At 39.5% G+C, this 16119-nt stretch carries 19 protein-coding genes and 2 pseudogenes; all 21 read left to right on the top strand.

What is annotated here, in order from left to right; translation table 11 throughout:
• Positions 1-474, top strand: a pseudogene (locus HMPREF0666_RS13165) (IS30 family transposase); the annotation flags it as partial.
• A 19-nt stretch (positions 475-493) separates the two neighbouring features.
• Positions 494-838 (top strand): SMI1/KNR4 family protein, encoded by a 345-nt coding sequence (locus HMPREF0666_RS13160; RefSeq protein WP_083822560.1) that lies wholly within the window; start codon positions 494-496, stop codon positions 836-838.
• 129 nt (positions 839-967) lie between these two features.
• A complete protein-coding gene (locus HMPREF0666_RS18490; protein WP_009012856.1) occupies positions 968-2545 on the top strand; it encodes an RHS repeat-associated core domain-containing protein in 1578 nt (525 codons plus the stop codon).
• A gap of 59 nt (positions 2546-2604) precedes the next feature.
• Positions 2605-2964 carry an Imm10 family immunity protein gene (locus tag HMPREF0666_RS13150; protein WP_009012855.1) on the top strand — a complete coding sequence of 120 codons (360 nt, stop codon included), beginning with the start codon at positions 2605-2607 and terminating at the stop codon, positions 2962-2964.
• A gap of 138 nt (positions 2965-3102) precedes the next feature.
• Positions 3103-4029 carry an RHS repeat domain-containing protein gene (locus tag HMPREF0666_RS18485; protein ID WP_009012854.1) on the top strand — a complete coding sequence of 309 codons (927 nt, stop codon included), beginning with the start codon at positions 3103-3105 and terminating at the stop codon, positions 4027-4029.
• Entirely contained in the window at positions 4005-4199 is a 195-nt protein-coding gene (locus tag HMPREF0666_RS13140) for a hypothetical protein (protein WP_009012853.1), read from the top strand. Before HMPREF0666_RS18485 ends, HMPREF0666_RS13140 begins: the two co-directional genes overlap by 25 nt.
• A 2-nt stretch (positions 4200-4201) precedes the next feature.
• Positions 4202-4711, top strand: coding sequence for a hypothetical protein (locus HMPREF0666_RS13135; protein WP_009012852.1), 510 nt, complete (start codon positions 4202-4204; stop codon positions 4709-4711).
• Between the two features lie 114 nt (positions 4712-4825).
• Entirely contained in the window at positions 4826-5677 is an 852-nt protein-coding gene (locus HMPREF0666_RS18560; protein WP_304412065.1) for an RHS repeat-associated core domain-containing protein, read from the top strand.
• 81 nt (positions 5678-5758) lie between these two features.
• Positions 5759-6253, top strand: a complete 495-nt coding sequence (locus HMPREF0666_RS13125; protein WP_232214119.1) for an imm11 family protein — start codon at positions 5759-5761, stop codon at positions 6251-6253.
• Between the two features lie 98 nt (positions 6254-6351).
• Positions 6352-6873, top strand: coding sequence for an SMI1/KNR4 family protein (locus HMPREF0666_RS13120; RefSeq protein ID WP_232214118.1), 522 nt, complete (start codon positions 6352-6354; stop codon positions 6871-6873).
• Between the two features lie 103 nt (positions 6874-6976).
• Positions 6977-7159, top strand: a pseudogene (locus HMPREF0666_RS18720) (RHS repeat-associated core domain-containing protein); the annotation flags it as partial.
• Positions 7160-7593: 434 nt separating this feature from the next.
• Positions 7594-8442, top strand: a complete 849-nt coding sequence (locus HMPREF0666_RS13110) for a hypothetical protein (RefSeq protein WP_009012847.1) — start codon at positions 7594-7596, stop codon at positions 8440-8442.
• Positions 8443-9932: 1490 nt separating this feature from the next.
• Positions 9933-10301, top strand: coding sequence for a hypothetical protein (locus tag HMPREF0666_RS18195; RefSeq protein ID WP_232214117.1), 369 nt, complete (start codon positions 9933-9935; stop codon positions 10299-10301).
• A gap of 226 nt (positions 10302-10527) precedes the next feature.
• Positions 10528-10947 (top strand): SMI1/KNR4 family protein, encoded by a 420-nt coding sequence (locus tag HMPREF0666_RS13095; protein WP_009012844.1) that lies wholly within the window; start codon positions 10528-10530, stop codon positions 10945-10947.
• Positions 10948-11153: 206 nt separating this feature from the next.
• A complete protein-coding gene (locus tag HMPREF0666_RS17460; RefSeq protein WP_369750557.1) occupies positions 11154-11324 on the top strand; it encodes an RHS repeat-associated core domain-containing protein in 171 nt (56 codons plus the stop codon).
• A 455-nt stretch (positions 11325-11779) separates the two neighbouring features.
• Positions 11780-12256, top strand: coding sequence for an SMI1/KNR4 family protein (locus tag HMPREF0666_RS13085; protein ID WP_232214116.1), 477 nt, complete (start codon positions 11780-11782; stop codon positions 12254-12256).
• Positions 12183-12437, top strand: a complete 255-nt coding sequence (locus HMPREF0666_RS18550) for an RHS repeat-associated core domain-containing protein (RefSeq protein WP_249118770.1) — start codon at positions 12183-12185, stop codon at positions 12435-12437. The genes HMPREF0666_RS13085 and HMPREF0666_RS18550 overlap by 74 nt, the downstream gene beginning before the upstream one ends.
• Positions 12434-12922, top strand: a complete 489-nt coding sequence (locus HMPREF0666_RS18545; RefSeq protein ID WP_009012842.1) for a hypothetical protein — start codon at positions 12434-12436, stop codon at positions 12920-12922. Before HMPREF0666_RS18550 ends, HMPREF0666_RS18545 begins: the two co-directional genes overlap by 4 nt.
• Position 12923: 1 nt before the next feature.
• On the top strand, positions 12924-13271 hold the full coding sequence (locus tag HMPREF0666_RS13075; RefSeq protein ID WP_042856406.1) for a hypothetical protein: 348 nt from the start codon (positions 12924-12926) through the stop codon (positions 13269-13271).
• Positions 13272-13579: 308 nt separating this feature from the next.
• Positions 13580-15211, top strand: coding sequence for an RHS repeat domain-containing protein (locus HMPREF0666_RS13070; protein ID WP_009012840.1), 1632 nt, complete (start codon positions 13580-13582; stop codon positions 15209-15211).
• A gap of 165 nt (positions 15212-15376) precedes the next feature.
• Positions 15377-16119: transposase (locus HMPREF0666_RS13065; protein WP_009012839.1), on the top strand; the 743-nt coding region annotated here is incomplete at its 3' end.

Here is a 16119-nt window from a genome sequence, read left to right as displayed (position 1 = left end):
AAGCTGACGGCAAACGCTTTGGGGGACTTCGAGATGGACACGATTGTTGGAAGAGGAAACCATGGTGCCATCGTAACACTGATAGAGCGTAGTACAAACATGTTGTTTATGAGAAAACTTAAGAAGGGGAAAAATGCCAAAGAACTGGCACGAACTGTAATACACTTACTATCTCCTTTCAAAGACCATATCAAGTCTATTACAACTGACAATGGTACAGAATTCGCTTGTCATGAAATGATAGCCAAAAGCCTTGGTGTTACCATATATTTTGCTGACCCATACGCTTCATGGCAGAAAGGGGCTATAGAAAATGCTAACGGACTAATTAGGCAATACGTGCCAAAAAAAGAAACCTTTGAGCATATCAGCCAGCAACAAATCACGAAGTATTCAAAGAAAATTAACATGAGGCCAAGAAAGAAATTAGATTTTAAAACACCACAGGACTGCTTTTACGAACTAATTAAGTAAATTTGCACTTGCTTGTTGAATTCACGCGATAGATTTCAAAGAGCATTATCTTAAATATAACGGAGGATATCCTCCATACGAGAATTTGAAAGGATTACAGAATCTTTTCACAATAAACGGATTCTATCCTATTAAATATGGTCGTCTTCCCATTGAGAAAATAATTAAAGATTATAAAAACAGTGGAATTGAATTTATCGATAAAATACCCTTTGCTTATGACAATGGTGGGAATATCTACCTTATATCAATAGAAACAAATACATACGGATATGTATATATTTTAGAGGTGGACTTCTTAGAAGAAAAGAATTACATATTAGTGTCAAAGTCTTTTTCGGATTTTCTTAATTCATTTTATTAATTTTCCATATCAGAGTTTACATTCGATTAGATATTTCCGGCTCTATAACGAATCGTGTGGAGAGGGAGGAATGATTACGGCCAAGGCTCATTATGACATCTGGACGGATGAGGAAATGAGCACTGCATCATGCGCAAATATGACCGTACAGGACGCCACGTGCACACCGCGAGCAGTCTTGGTGCAAATATTGACTATTCCCACGATAAGGATGGCAACCTCAGTGAGATGAACAGCGGAGGATGGTCAGCCAGATGGCAGCGTGACAGGGTAGGACTGGAGACGGAACGTGAACTTACAGGCGGAGTGCATGTAAAGACACATCATGACAGCCTTGGACGTGAGACCTACAAGTCGGTGGGTGCACGCAATATCGAACAGTTCCGTCGCAGCTATACCTGGGGCATCGGCAACCGTCTTCATGCAACCGAGGACGGTCTTACGGGGCGCCGGGTACGCTATGACTACGACGAGTTTGACAATCTCCTTTCTGCAGAGTACAAGCAGGGGAATGACGTTGAGCTCATCTACCGTATTCCTGACCGTATCGGCAACCTCTTTGAGACACGTGAGAAGGATGACCGTAAGTATGGTGCGGGCAGCCGGCTGGCGGAAGACCGTGACTACTTCTATCACTATGACTGCGAGGGCAATCTCGTTTTCAAGGAGTTCAGGACGCTGGACTGGGCTGGCGTATCCGTTCCGCTTGGCGTACAGAAGGCACATCTGGAGGAGGAGCTCGGCATAACCTTCCGTGCCTTTGGTGCTGGCTGGCGTTATGACTGGCAGAGTGACGGTATGCTGTCGAGGGTTGTTCGTCCCGACAGCAAGGAAGTGTCATTCTCATACGATGCGCTGGGTAGGCGGACCGAGAAGACCTATGAGGGTGTAACCACCCACTTCGTGTGGGATGGTAATGTTCCGCTGCACGAGTGGCAGGAGGTCTCTTCTGATACCGGAAGGACAGATGTCACTACCTGGCTCTTCGAGCAGGACACGTTCATTCCTGCTGCCAAGCTCGCTGCCAACGGCGAGAGCTTCTCCATCGTGTCTGACTACCTCGGCACTCCCCTGCAGGCATTTGACAATAACGGCAACAAGGTTTGGGAGCAAGAGCTTGACATCTTCGGCAGAAAGAGAAGGAAGGGTAACAATAATTCCTCCTTCATTCCGTTTAAGTATCAGGGTCAGTATGAGGATGTTGAGACGGGGCTGTATTATAACAGATTTCGTTACTACGAGCCGAATAAAGGAACCTACATTAGCCAGGATCCGATAAGGTTAGCGAGTAATTCGGTAAACTTGTATAGTTATATATCCGATTCAAACTCTTGGCTAGACATATTTGGTTTGTTTGGCTCGGGTAAGGGAACACATACAGCAACTATCAATATATACAATAGTGATGGTGGCTTGAAGCCGGAAAGTCCTATTAGTATAAAAAGTGGAGATATGACGGATGCTGAACGTTCTTTGGGATTTCCTCAATCAACTCTGGCAACTCATACAGAAGCTCGGTCTGTTAAAAGGTATCCATTAACAGATGGTGAACGAATGGAAATCATCGGACAATATCCGCCATGTAATAGTTGTAGAGGGAAAATGAGAAGGGCAACTGAGAGTGGTGGCATTATTGATTATAAATGGATAAATGACAAGACAGGTAATCAAGAATGGATTAGATATGAGGGAAACAAAAAACAATAGATTCAACAAGTAAAAACAAGAAGTTACATCCTAAGAATATACACTAAAAATTATATATTATGTTTAAATTAGAATTTAAAGCAAATACTATCGTAGCTACAAAGAATAGTAAGGACAATTATTATATGGTTGGTTTTGCAGATGACAAGTATAATTATAAGAATTATATATTGTTTCAAAGACCAATTATGTTGGATGATGACGACGATCCAGATGCAGACTTAAATGGACTATATGCTGAATGTAATGGTGATATATGTTATAATGCTTGTAAGTCAGTACGAGTGACAAGTAAGAGTTGTGTTTTTATGGTTCAAGATAGTACTATCATCGTAGATATGGAAAATATAAAGATAAACAAACGTTTTATAGAATATAGCAAGAGTATTTTTAAGGACTTATTGGTTCTTGACCTTTAACCCTTTTTGTTCCTATTATTTAGTACAATATTCTTTTGTTTAGGAGCTTAGGGGAAGGATGACCGTAAGTACGGTACGGGTAGCCGGCTGATAGAAGATCGTGACTACTTCTATCACTATGACTGCGAGGGCAACCTCGTGTTCAAGGAGTTCAGAACGCTGGACTGGGCTGGCGTATCCGTTCCGCTTGGCGTACAGAAGGCACATCTGGAGGAGGAGCTCGGCATAACCTTCCGTGCCTTTGGTGCAGGCTGGCGTTATGATTGGCAGAGTGACGGTATGCTGTCGAGGGTTGTTCGTCCCGACAGCAAGGAAGTGTCATTCGCATACGATGCGCTGGGTAGACGAACCGAGAAGACTTATGAGGACGTCGCTACTCACTTCGTGTGGGATGGCAATGTGCCTTTGCATGAGTGGCAGGAGGTTTCGTCTGATACTGAAAAGGCAGACATCACAACCTGGCTCTTCGAGCAGAACACGTTCATTCCTGCTGCCAAACTTGCTGGCAATGGCGAGAGCTTCTCCATCGTGTCTGATTACCTTGGTACTCCCCTGCAGGCATTTGACAATAACGGCAACAAGGTATGGGAGCAGGAACTTGACATCTTCGACAGGAAGAAAAGGAAGAACAGCAATAAATCCTCCTTCATTCCGTTTAAGTATCAGGGTCAGTATGAGGACATTGAGACTGGACTGTATTACAACCGCTTCCGCTACTATGACTCAAGGACGGGTAATTACATCAGCCAGGATCCGATAAAATTATTAGGTGGATTATCTTTATACTCGTATGTTGAGAATACTAATACTTTTATTGACGAGTTTGGGCTAAGAAAAGGTGGAGGATATAGTGGTGTTCGTTCATCTAATGTGGGTGGTGAAGTAAATCATATTCCTGCTTGGAATTCTATCGAAATTGCAAGTAAAATGAATCCTGAACTTCAAAACCTCCCAACTCATGGCACAACTCCCACTATATATATGGATCGTCCCGATCATAGAGCAATGAGTAGCACAGGAAGTTCAAGAAATGCAAAACTATGGAGAAAAAACAAGCAGAATTAATCAATCAAAGTAAATTTAAAGAGGCTATGGAAATGGATATAGACGAAATTATCAGTAAGCATGGCACTAAGTATAATGACAATATGAAAGAAATGATAGATTACGCTTATAGTAAGGGATATATAGATGAAGATAGTAAAACAAAATTAAAGAACAAAATAGACCATTAAATATGAAAAGAACAATAGAAATTATTCCCTTGAAAGGAATAAAAATGGATAGTATAGACGTCATCTTAGGAGACGACTTGGAGTCAATTACCAACATCATAGGTAAACCAGATTATCAAGAAGAATCCCAATTATACTATGATAGATATGAGTTCAGACTGGATTTTGACCTTAACAAGAAACTGGAATTTATTGAGTTGCAGGGACCGTATACAAATAGGGTAATCCCTTTGATATATGGTGTAAACCCTTTTGAACTAGAAGCAGCAGAATTAGTAACTCTTTTGAAAGAAAAGAATGGGAGTAACATCGATGATGCGGAAGCACCATATTGTTACTGCTTTCGTAATATCTCCATCGGTGTCTGGCGACAAAATATTCCAGAAGATATTTCACAATCTGAAATAAGAGATGCAACAGATGAAGAAAGAAAAATTTGGATAATAGAACAAAATAAAGCAAAACACTTTTGGACAATAGGAGTTGGAAATATCGGCTATTATGACATTTAGATTTATGGAAATAGAATAATTTGTAGCATAAATACTCTTGGGCATGCTACATGAGGTGGAGTTCGGCTACGGCATGCGTTGGTCGTCCCGACGGTAGTTTACATACGGACGCCCTTGGCAGGCGTATACGCAGGAACAACCACCCACTTCGTGTGGGACGACAATGTGCCGTTGCACGAGTGGCAGGAGGTCTCTTCTGATGCCGGAAGAGCAGATGTCACTACCTGGCTCTTCGAGCAGGACACGTTCATTCCTGCTGCCAAGTTCGCTGGCAACGGCGAGAGCTTCTCCATCGTGTCTGACTACCTCGGCACTCCCCTGCAGGCATTTGACAACAACGGCAACAAGGTATGGGAGCAAGAGATTGACATCTTCGGCAGGAAGAAAAGGAAGAACAGCAATAATTCCTCCTTCATTCCGTTTAAGTATCAGGGTCAGTATGAGGATGTTGAGACTGGGCTCTATTACAACCGCTTTCGCTACTATGACTCAAGGACGGGTAATTACATCAGCCAGGATCCGCTTTCTACTACAGGTGGATTAAATCTATATGCTTATGTTCACGATTCCAACAGTTGGATAGACCCACTAGGCTTAAGAGGAAAAGATAGTTTTCCATCCTGGATGTCTACAAAACAAGGATATGAACGTCATCACATTATTCCATATGAACATAGAAATCACGAAATTTTTAAAGTTACAGGAATGAATGTAAATAATGCAACTAATATGGTTTATTTGCCAGTAAAAGAATCTATACATCCAACAAAAGCGGTACATTATAAGTTCAAATTAAATGGAAAGCCTCATGCCAAATATAATGCTCTAATGAAGCGAAAGTTAGATGATTTACTTGAACGTGCAAATATAGAAGGATGGATGTCTGAACGGACAAGAAAAGAATTATTGAATCTCGAACATGATACGAGAATGAGATTGAACAATGCAAGAAATAGTCATCATTAAATTATTTTTATGTGGTATTTTTTAACAACTGTAGTAAATAAAAAAGAAATGCTCATAGAGCTGAATGGTTCTTATAACAAGATGGCAAAATATTTTTTCTCTGATATTGAGGATAAGAAGTATTTTGACAATGTAAAATTCAGCGGAATAGCTCAAAAAGGATTTACACATAGACTACTTTCTCAAACAGATTATTTAATAAATGCCCGTTTTGGCGGTATTCCTGTGTTTTCAGAAAGATTTATGGAGAGAACAAAGCTATATCTGTCCGATAAAATTAGTTTTTACCCATGTCAGATACTACTGAATGATAAACCATATAACTTTCTCCTATGCAGAGTAAAGCATATTATGCCTGTGATTGATTATGAAAAATCAGGTTATAGGATGTTATCAGATGGAAATAAAATAGTGGACGAACCTATTATTATTAAAGAAAATGTTAATGAAGATTTATTAATAGTACGAGATTCTACGTATAAATCTAAAATTATAGTAAGCGATTTGTTTAAAGAGATTGTTGAAAAAGAACAATTGAAAGTAGGGTTTTATCATACCTCTCAATCTTTTTTGTAACATCTTACCCCCATAGCTGAATTAAATTAGAAACATGGGCAATACCCCCTAAATAAGAAAGGAGCTGGAGTTGGGCAGAATAGATTAGATTTCAACAATTGGCGAAAAGAATATTGACAGGACAGAGCAAGGCAAGAACTAAAGAAAAGAAAGAAAGGTATCTCGCATCACTAGAATATAAATACTTCAACATAACAAAAATGGAAAAGAGTACAATAGAAAAGATTAACGATTTCTTCACAAATAATATGATTGCAAAAGGAACGCCATCTAATTTGGAGGAAATAGTCCATGCAGAGAAAGAGTTAGGCATTGAGTTCGATAAAGACTATGTTTATTTCTTGCTTAACTATGGAGGATCTCTGATAAAAAATAAAGAAATATACGGCCTCCACAATTCTGAACTGATGGGAGAAGATTCAATAATTAGTTTAACCAAAAGATTTCGGGAAGAAGAAAGTGAACATCTGGACTGGCTTATTATAGGTACTGATTATGCTGGTAATCCAATTGGTATAAGTAAAGAAGGAAAAGTATTACTACAAGATTACGATTATGGTGAATTAAATGTTCTTAGCGAATCCTTTGAGGATTATATTCTTAAAGCATTAGAAAGCTAAAGCTACACGCAGACATAATATAACCTCCCATTTCGGTTGGAGTGATGGTATGCTCTGTGTGAATGGACAGAACAGGAAGGACAACGATAATTTCTCCTTCATTCCGTTTAAGTACCAGGGTCAGTATGAAGACGTTGAGACAGGGCTGTATTATAATCGCTTCCGCTATTATGAGCCGAATACAGGAACCTATATCAGCCAGGATCCGATAGGGTTGGTGGGCGGAAACCCGACACTATATGCGTATGTCGGAAGTCCTAACAACTGGTATGATATATTTGGCTTACGACCATTCGGACATGCTGTGGGAGATATTGGTGAGAAAGCTGTAATTAATGACCTTAAAAAGAACAATTATGAAATTATAGACGTAAAATACGGCTCTAACAATGGCATTGATGTGCTTGCCAAGAATCCAAGTACAGGAAAATATGATGCCTTTGAGGTAAAATCCTCTACGGTAGGAAAATTCAATCTTTCTAAAGCTCAGCTGAAGCCGGAGAACTTTGTTAAGACACGAGTGAATAATGCTGTAGCAAATGGCAAAATTAATAAGAGAACTCGCAGGGATATCATGACTAATTTAGGGGATAGAAAAGTAGCCTATGTGGGTATAAAGCGTGGTGAAAAAGGGAAATTGTATGCAGATTCCATCAGGTATGAGAATTGGGATACAGAAGCAAAAAGACAACAAAAACTTAAAACAGGAGGACATCATTAATGAAAAAGAAAGTATTTGATCGACTTGTGGAAAAGGAACTGAAAAAATTCAAGAACTATGTGCTAGACGATGATGAATTCATGATAGAATTTCTTTCAAATATGTCTATTGATTTTGATAATTACATTACGCACGACACAGTATTTGGAGATTACTTTGGCATGCACTTCTACCCTTTCTGGCATAATCCCAACCAAGAGGACTTTACTGGCATTATCGATTCCTATATGCTGGAATATATGGTTTGCACAATGTACACCCATGACCCAGAAAAGAAGTTTCGCTATATGCTGGTTGGTGCATCTTCTCTCTTTTTAGGAATCCTTATGTTTGGTGAAGAAAGAGAGAGGGATATCATGTTCCATTCCATGATAAATTTAATAAAGGGTGACATAGATAGAGATTATTCTATTGATTATCAAGATACAACACTCCAAGAAGCATTCTTGTTATATGACATCTATACGGGTGGTAAGAACCACGACTTGTGGACTCCATACGTCACCAAACCTTTGTCATCACTTTATCAGGACTGCATGGACAACATCCTTTCTGATGATGTAGAGAAGGTTAAGATGCTGCTGTCCGATATGTTGGAATATCATGTCAAGCAATCAAATAACGACAGCTTCGTAAGGAGCGAGTTTACTTTCGCTTCACAGCGAGTTTTCCCCACAGAGATCCTTGCTCTCATCCATTACCGTCACACGCAGGGGAAGTCCATCGACTTCATTGACGACAAGATTCTGAGCGTTTTCGTTCCCTACATAAAAGCTGGTATTTTTCGTCCCTCACCTGCTGTAGAAAAGGCAAGAAATGACATGTATGTCCTTCTTGGTATTGGATAAAATAGCAAGGTGGGATAATAAACTTACCAGTGTATGAGATGGCAAGGCGGCTGGTGACAAGCATTACCAGTCGCCTTTTTGTGTTTAATCTTATAGAAAATATAAATTCGCTTCGAAGCATGAATCGCAAAAAGTTGCTACAGATGCCGAAAAGGTAGGTATCATCATCTGATTCTTCAGGCTGAATATCTTTATCCTCCAAGTTATTCATCGTAATTTCTCACTACTTTAAGATGCTGAGATTTCCAACTACCCGATTCCCCTTTTGTAACAATAAAATCATATACGAAAAATAAAGACACTTATTTAACCTGCAAACAAGCCTTAATTAGGATACAGCCAAGGCCTAACTGTATGCTTAAAGGGCGTTGTCTTGAATATAAATAAGCGCTGTTAACTCCACCGTTTGTAATAGACTAACAATCTGATGGTTATACATCTGGATTTTATGGAGTCTTTCATGGCAGAAAGATTACTTTTCGATAATTTATGTAAATATATTTCTTATCGATAGTATTCGCATTTACTAATTGAATGTGCGGCTGTTTAAGACCCGTTTTCGTATTATTGAAAGGGTCTTTTAGTATTCACACATAGGGACGGATGCATGTACCATCCAATCATTTCTGACTACCTCGGTAGTCATCAACAGGTATTTGACAATAACAATAATAAGGTATGTGGGCAGAAACTGGACATCTTCGGAAGAAAGAGAAGGAAGGGTAACAATAATTCCTCCTTCATTCCGTTTAAGCATTAGGGTTAGTATGAGGACATTGAGACGGGGCTGTATTACAATCGCTTCCGCTATTACGAGCTAAGTATAAAACCCAACATCAGTTAGGGTCTAGAGGATTAGTGGGACGAAATACAACAAAGTATACTAATGTCAAGAATACAACTTGTTGTTTAGATATATTTGGATGGGCTGTGACAAATGGTAGAACAGCTCTCCAAAATGTTGAGAAATAGAATGATAAAGTAATCAATGATGATATAACACAACTAAGAAATGAGGGAGCAACAAATATTCGAAAAGACCAACAATAAGTTGATATTAATGGAAATACTATGGGAAAGAACAGGCTTGATGTCCAACTTGCCAAAGACGGCGTTCATTATAATATGGAATAGAACACAACTGTTAATAGGGGTGAAACATAAGGGAGAAATTCCATTAAATATTTCAAACTCAAGAAATACTTTTTGGGAGATAGACAAAGAAGTAAATAAAATAAAAGGGTATTAACAGTTTTATTGAGGGATCTATGTATATAAATAAGTTTAAGTATTTTACTTTTACATATCTTGAAACATCTTTGGGTCAAGTACAAAAATACATCCAGAAAAGGTGGGGAAGTGATGATAAGTACAGAATAACATGTACTCCATTTCAGTTTGACCTATACGCATCAAGCCCCCCTAAAGGAGGTGCACATCTTGAAAAGTTCTATTTTTTCACTCCCAAGTCATGTGAAGATAAATGTATAATGTTCTCAAACTATTCTGATGGTTTAAGTTCGTTGATATATCAAATCACAGCTTTCTTAAAGGTAAGAGCATATTGCTTTCAAATCAGTGCAAGTGATGTCCCTGATGCAATTAATGCTTTCAGCTGCATAGAAAATGGGGGAGAATTGCGAACGGTCTATGTGATGAAAGACCCTAAATGGAAATTTTACAGCCAAGGAGAAGTCCAATCATTTGAGAACACTGAGTTATATCTACAGAAAATGATAAAACGAAGATTAAATAAAGAAATTCTTGTCACCTACTGTGTTAAGTTGGGCATTGACATACGTGATGACTGCTTTTGGGAAAGCGAGCAATCCATATTGATAGAACGATTGTCATGGTAGTAATAAAAAAATGGAAAGATAACTCCGGCAGATAGACTATGGAAATTAAGAAAGTACAAGGGGTAAGTGATTTCTTTAGATGAGGAAAATCGGATCTTTTGCTAATCAACATCCGACTAATCCTGTAGATTGAGATATATTCATCAATTGAAAAAAGAACTTTGAATATATCGAGCGAAAACTGAGATGAAGAAAAGGTGATTAGCCTATCATTAAAAGTATTTTTATGAAAACAGATTTAATTGAAAGAATAAACAGTTATTTAAACAAGTATCAATCATTCAATCCACAACCGGCAAATGATAAAGATATTAAACAAGCAGAGGTAATGTTAAATGTAGTCTTTGATTCAGATTATAAGCAATTCATAAAAACCTTTGGAGCATGCTATGTTGGGGTGGATATTTATGGAATCAGAAGTTCAAATGACCTAAAAGAGGAGACAGTTGTTGATCTAACTAAGTTATACAAAGAAGCTGGTTGGGCTATTGCTGATGATTGTTATATTATTTCATTAGATTCATCAGGCAATCCTATCATGATGAATAAATCGGGAGAGGTTGTTCTTTTTGATCATGACAACGGAGACTCTGTTATTTTAGCAAACTCTTTTGAGGAATTAATTGAAGACAATCTTCCTGATTAAAATAAGATTACAGGCGACATTGCTATTAGAGTTGGATACCTTCGCATATGCCTATCAAGAGTATAACCAACGGAGAGATTTTCGTCTTCGTTTCCGACAACCTCGATACTACCCTGTAGGCATTTAATAACAATGACAAAAAGGGATGAGAGTAGGAACTTGACACCTTCGGCAGAAAGAGGAAAGGAAACAATAATTCCTCCTTCATTCCGTTTAAGTATCAAGGTCAGTATGAGGATGTTGAGAGGGAACTGTACTACAACCGCTTCCACTATTATGATCCGAATACAGGAACTTATATCAGCCAGGCTCCAATAGGATTGTGGGTGGAAATCCGACCCTTTATAGCTATGTGGGAGAACCAAATAAGTGGATAGACCTATTGGGGTTATCAAAAACTCCGACATCTACACAGCAAAAAAAGGGAAAATCATATCGGTTCTAAGCATATACATTCTGATATACATCATGGTTTTCCAGAGGAATTTTCAAGAAGATTTAAAAATATAGCAGATATTGATGTAAATAATCTGAAGTATTATTATAATCTGCCTAAATCTAAACATACTTGGAAGCCTGGTATCCACACAAATAGTTCACGTACAGGAAAAAATTGGAATAAAACATGGTCTGGTATTTTGGATTGGGTTGAAAAGATGAAATTATCTAAGAGTGAAGCCAAAATCTTTCTTGAGGCAAGGCTAAGGGATCTTGCACGGAAAGAACGGATCAGTAAATATAATTCGGAAGCTGTAAAAAGAATTGGTAACCATTAAACATTGAGTTTATTATGATTTTTAGGAAACTATCGGAATATGAAGTATTAGAAAGAATGGAACAAAGAAAGGTAGTACTTCGGAAATTGGATAAGCTACCCCTATTAGACAAATTCTACCTTTCTTTCGTCTCAAAATACGAAGGCATAGAAATTACACCTGACATTGAAATGTTTGGTTATGAGAAAGCGTTATGCGAAAATCGCTATTTGGCAACTAATTATGGCTATATAAGTGAAAAGGTTTGGCTAGTTGGCATTTCTGGACAAGGCGATGAATGGTTTATAAACAGGGAAAACAACTTTGTGTTATTTTATGATCATAATCAAGGGCAATATTCTAACATTAGCCAGTTTACATGTTTAAACATTTCATTTTGCAATTTTCTACAAATGGCTTTTTTATACCTAGACTTAGAAGAATTGTTGGACAAACAAGAACCCGTAGATAAGACTCTGATTGATAATTTTATTAAAGAGGTTAATTCCATACACCCTGATCTATACACGGCCTACCCTTATAAGTATTTCTGATTTTATAGAGAAGGAGCAGGAGTTTGACATCCTCGGCAGAAAAAGAAGGAAGAACAGCAATAACTCCTCCTTCATTCCGTTTAAGTATCAAGGTCAGTATGAGGACATTGAGACGGGGCTGTACTATAACTGCTTCCGCTACTATGACTCGTGTACGGGTAATTACATTGGTCAAGTTTGATAGCGTTAGAGGGAGGTAACCCAACGATTTATGGCTATGTTTTTAATTCTAATATAGAGCTGGATATTTTAGGGCTCATAATTGTTTATAGGTCTCTAAACGGAAAACAGGAAGAGCAGGCATTAAATAATACATCCATTCAGCCAAAGAACAGCTCTGCTAATTACTCTATCCAAGAGCATATAGATAATGGAAACTTAGAAACGCAATATATCTCTACGACAAAACGACAAGAAATAGCAGAACGCTATGCGAGTCCAAACCCTAAAAGAGGGAAGACAGAGTCAAGTACTATTATAGAAATTGACACAGACAAATTAAACCCAAAGAAAGTATGTGATGTTTCTAATGGGATAAATCCAGAAACAGGAGTCCCTCTTAATAATCCAGCAAGAAAGTGGGCAAGGAAAGACTCAGAAGTTCTTATTCATGGAGATATTCCTAATGACGCATATAAAATTCATAAAAAAGGAGGAAATCATTAGAATGGAAGAGACGTGTTATCAAAAAGAGATTGAAAGAATAAAATCTATGTTAGAAGATTATTATAACAAAGACTTTAATTCAGAAGAGGAGGATTTTCGTGTAAACAAGTTCAACAAGGAACTAATAGAGAAACTGATCGTTAATGTAAAACATGATGATACAATGGCTGTTTCCAATAAAAACTCTCTAATCAAGGAAGCACTTGTACTCTTAGCAAAGAATACCGGGTGCGCAGAAGATGAGGTGATTTCTGAAGAAATACTAAATCATCTGTTAGTTACACAGACTATCGTACAGCAGGATATTGATTATTATTCTAATCTGAAATCAACTAGAAGATGGATTTAATATTATCGGACGGTAGTATTTTATTGATGTACAACTAATCTTTATTTGAAGGCTTAAAGGGCATGTTAGTTGAAAATTCCGGCTCTATATAGACTCTGGAGCTATTGCTTATGGATTTGACTTGGCAAGTGAAGCAGGAACTGCAGCACCCACTACTAGCAGGAGAGTTCAGCCTCCCAGCGTTCAAAGCTCAACAGAGTACACTTGCTCACTCTCTCTTCACACATGGTCTTCCCTACAGAGATAGGAATGATTACGGCCAAGGCTCATTATGACATCTGGACGGATGAGGAAATGAGCACTGCATCATGCGCAAGTATGACCGTACAGGACGCCACGTGCACACCGAGAGCAGTCTTGGTGCAAGTATTGACTATTCCCACGACAAGGATGGCAACCTCAGTGAGATGAACAGCGGAGGATGGTCAGCCAGATGGCAGCGTGACAGGGTCGGACTGGAGACGGAGCGTGAACTTACAGGCGGAGTGCATGTAAAGACACATCATGACAGCCTTGGACGTGAGACCTACAAATCGGTGGGTGCACGCAATGTCGAGCAGTTCCGCCGCAGCTATACCTGGGGCATCGGCAACCGTCTTCATGCAACCGAGGACGGTCTTACGGGGCGCCGGGTACGCTATGACTATGATGAGTTCGACAATCTCCTTTCTGCAGAGTACAAGCAGGGGAATGACGTTGAGCGTATCTACCGTATTCCTGACCGTATCGGCAATCTCTTTGAAACACGTGAGAAGGATGACCGTAAGTATGGTGCGGGCAGCCGGCTGGCGGAAGACCGTGACTACTTCTATCACTATGACTGCGAGGGCAACCTCGTTTTCAAGGAGTTCAGGACGCTGGACTGGGCCGGCGTGTCCGTTCCGCTCGGCGGGCAGAAGGCGCATCTGGAGGAGGAACTCGGCATAACCTTCCGTGCCTTTGGTGCAGGCTGGCGTTATGACTGGCAGAGTGACGGTATGCTGTCGAGGGTCGTCCGCCCTGATGGCAAGGAAGTATCATTCACATACGATGCGCTGGGTAGACGAACCGAGAAGACTTATGAGGGTATCACTACTCATTTCGTGTGGGATGGCAATGTGCCTTTGCATGAGTGGCAAGAAATTTCGTCTGATACTGAAAAGGCTGACATCATAACCTGGCTTTTCGAGCAGGACACGTTCATTCCTGCTGCCAAGCTCGCTGCCAACGGCGAGAGCTTCTCCATCGTGTCTGACTACCTCGGCACTCCCCTGCAGGCATTTGACAATAACGGCAACAAGGTCTGGGAGCAAGAGCTTGACATCTTCGACAGGAAGAAAAGGAAGAACAGCAATAATTCCTCCTTCATTCCGTTTAAGTATCAGGGTCAGTATGAGGATGTTGAGACGGGGCTATATTACAACCGCTTCCGCTACTATGACTCGTGTACGGGTAATTACATTAGTCAAGATCCGATTAGGTTAAATAGCCGTATGTATAATTTCTATTCATATGTTTCTAATACAAATCATACTATTGATATTTTTGGTCTTGACTGGAATTATGTCTTGGTAAATTCTAAAGAGGAAACATATTACCATGGAAGAGCCTCTGAACAGCAAAAGTTACAGGATGTTGCAAGAAGGCATGCAGGGACTCAAGGTAAAGACGGAGTAAGATTTGGCGAAGGTGATACATTGAAGAGGAAGACACCAATAAACACAGACTATGATATTGTAAGAGGTATTGAGCAACGAGGAATTAGTGAAAATAAATTATTAGGAAGAAGAAATGAAAATGTAAGAGGAAATAAAATTAACGGTATTTCTGAGGCAAGACAAAAGACTATAATTGGTAAAAAGCGATTGGCTAATGCTGATAATTATCTATCAGGGAAAAAACCAAGTGAATTGCCTACTTTGGACGAATTAAACTACGATGATTTTAAAGGACACCATTAACTATAAATAATATGGAACATGATGAATTGATTACCTTAATTCCGCAGCATAAATTCTTGTAAGAACTCCAAGTGTCTGAGAAACAAAGTTCTCAAAACACTTGGATATGTCAGAAATTTCACCTATCTTGGTGCTGCAAACATAATAAGTAAGCAAAAATCTGACATGACAAAGGTAGCAATTAAAAACGAGAATATCACTTCTTTCGGTGGAATTTATCATATTATGGACGTTTTCTCAAAGCTGGGCTTTGAAAAACTTACCGAATCTGTATTGGGCAAACGTGGAAGTAGCGGCAAGGCATTCAGCCATGGAAGTATTTTCGGCTCTCTCTTCTTCAGCTACCTTTGTGGTGGAGATTGCCTTGAGGACATCAATGCGCTTATAGGGCAGTTCAGGCAGAGACCTAATACGCTATTACCCGGTGCCGACACTGTGGGTCGCGGACTAAAGGAGCTTGCTGAAGAGAACATTGTCTACAAGAGCGAGACCTCCGGCAAGTCTTACAGTTTCAACACGGCAGAAAAGTTGAACACCTTACTATTACGGATGATACGGAGAATGGGGCTTATAAAGGAGGGCAGTCATGTTGACCTGGACTTTGACCACCAGTTCGTTCCAGCCACCAAGTTCGATGCAAAGTATTCTTACAAGCAGGACTTTGGTTATTTCCCTGGTTGGGCTTCCATTGGAGGAATCATAGTCGGAGGTGAGAATCGTGACGGAAACACCAATGTGAGATTCCATCAGGAAGACACGCTCCGTCGCATTATGGACCGTGTAACCTCAGAACTTGGTGTGGTAATAGAGCGTTTCCGTGCTGACTGCGGGTCGTTCTCAAAGGAAATCATACAAACCGTAGAGCAGCGCTGCAACACGTTCTACATTCGTGCTGCCAACTGCGGCAG

The organism is Prevotella sp. C561 (assembly GCF_000224595.1).
Lineage (GTDB): Bacteria > Bacteroidota > Bacteroidia > Bacteroidales > Bacteroidaceae > Prevotella > Prevotella jejuni.
The sequence above is the reverse complement of the archived record's forward strand: the minus strand, read 5'-3'. Positions and strand labels throughout refer to the sequence as shown.

Bases quoted from the DNA above. Each gene is read 5' to 3' on its own strand.
- HMPREF0666_RS18490 (WP_009012856.1), top strand. From the start codon at position 968: ATGCGCAAATATGACCGTACAGGACGCCACGTGCACACCGCGAGCAGT.
- HMPREF0666_RS13150 (WP_009012855.1), top strand. From the start codon at position 2,605: ATGTTTAAATTAGAATTTAAAGCAAATACTATCGTAGCTACAAAGAAT.
- HMPREF0666_RS13140 (WP_009012853.1), top strand. From the start codon at position 4,005: ATGGAGAAAAAACAAGCAGAATTAATCAATCAAAGTAAATTTAAAGAG.
- HMPREF0666_RS13135 (WP_009012852.1), top strand. From the start codon at position 4,202: ATGAAAAGAACAATAGAAATTATTCCCTTGAAAGGAATAAAAATGGAT.
- HMPREF0666_RS13125 (WP_232214119.1), top strand. From the start codon at position 5,759: ATGGCAAAATATTTTTTCTCTGATATTGAGGATAAGAAGTATTTTGAC.
- HMPREF0666_RS13110 (WP_009012847.1), top strand. From the start codon at position 7,594: ATGAAAAAGAAAGTATTTGATCGACTTGTGGAAAAGGAACTGAAAAAA.
- HMPREF0666_RS18195 (WP_232214117.1), top strand. From the start codon at position 9,933: ATGTTCTCAAACTATTCTGATGGTTTAAGTTCGTTGATATATCAAATC.
- HMPREF0666_RS13095 (WP_009012844.1), top strand. From the start codon at position 10,528: ATGAAAACAGATTTAATTGAAAGAATAAACAGTTATTTAAACAAGTAT.
- HMPREF0666_RS13085 (WP_232214116.1), top strand. From the start codon at position 11,780: ATGGAACAAAGAAAGGTAGTACTTCGGAAATTGGATAAGCTACCCCTA.
- HMPREF0666_RS13075 (WP_042856406.1), top strand. From the start codon at position 12,924: ATGGAAGAGACGTGTTATCAAAAAGAGATTGAAAGAATAAAATCTATG.
- HMPREF0666_RS13070 (WP_009012840.1), top strand. From the start codon at position 13,580: ATGCGCAAGTATGACCGTACAGGACGCCACGTGCACACCGAGAGCAGT.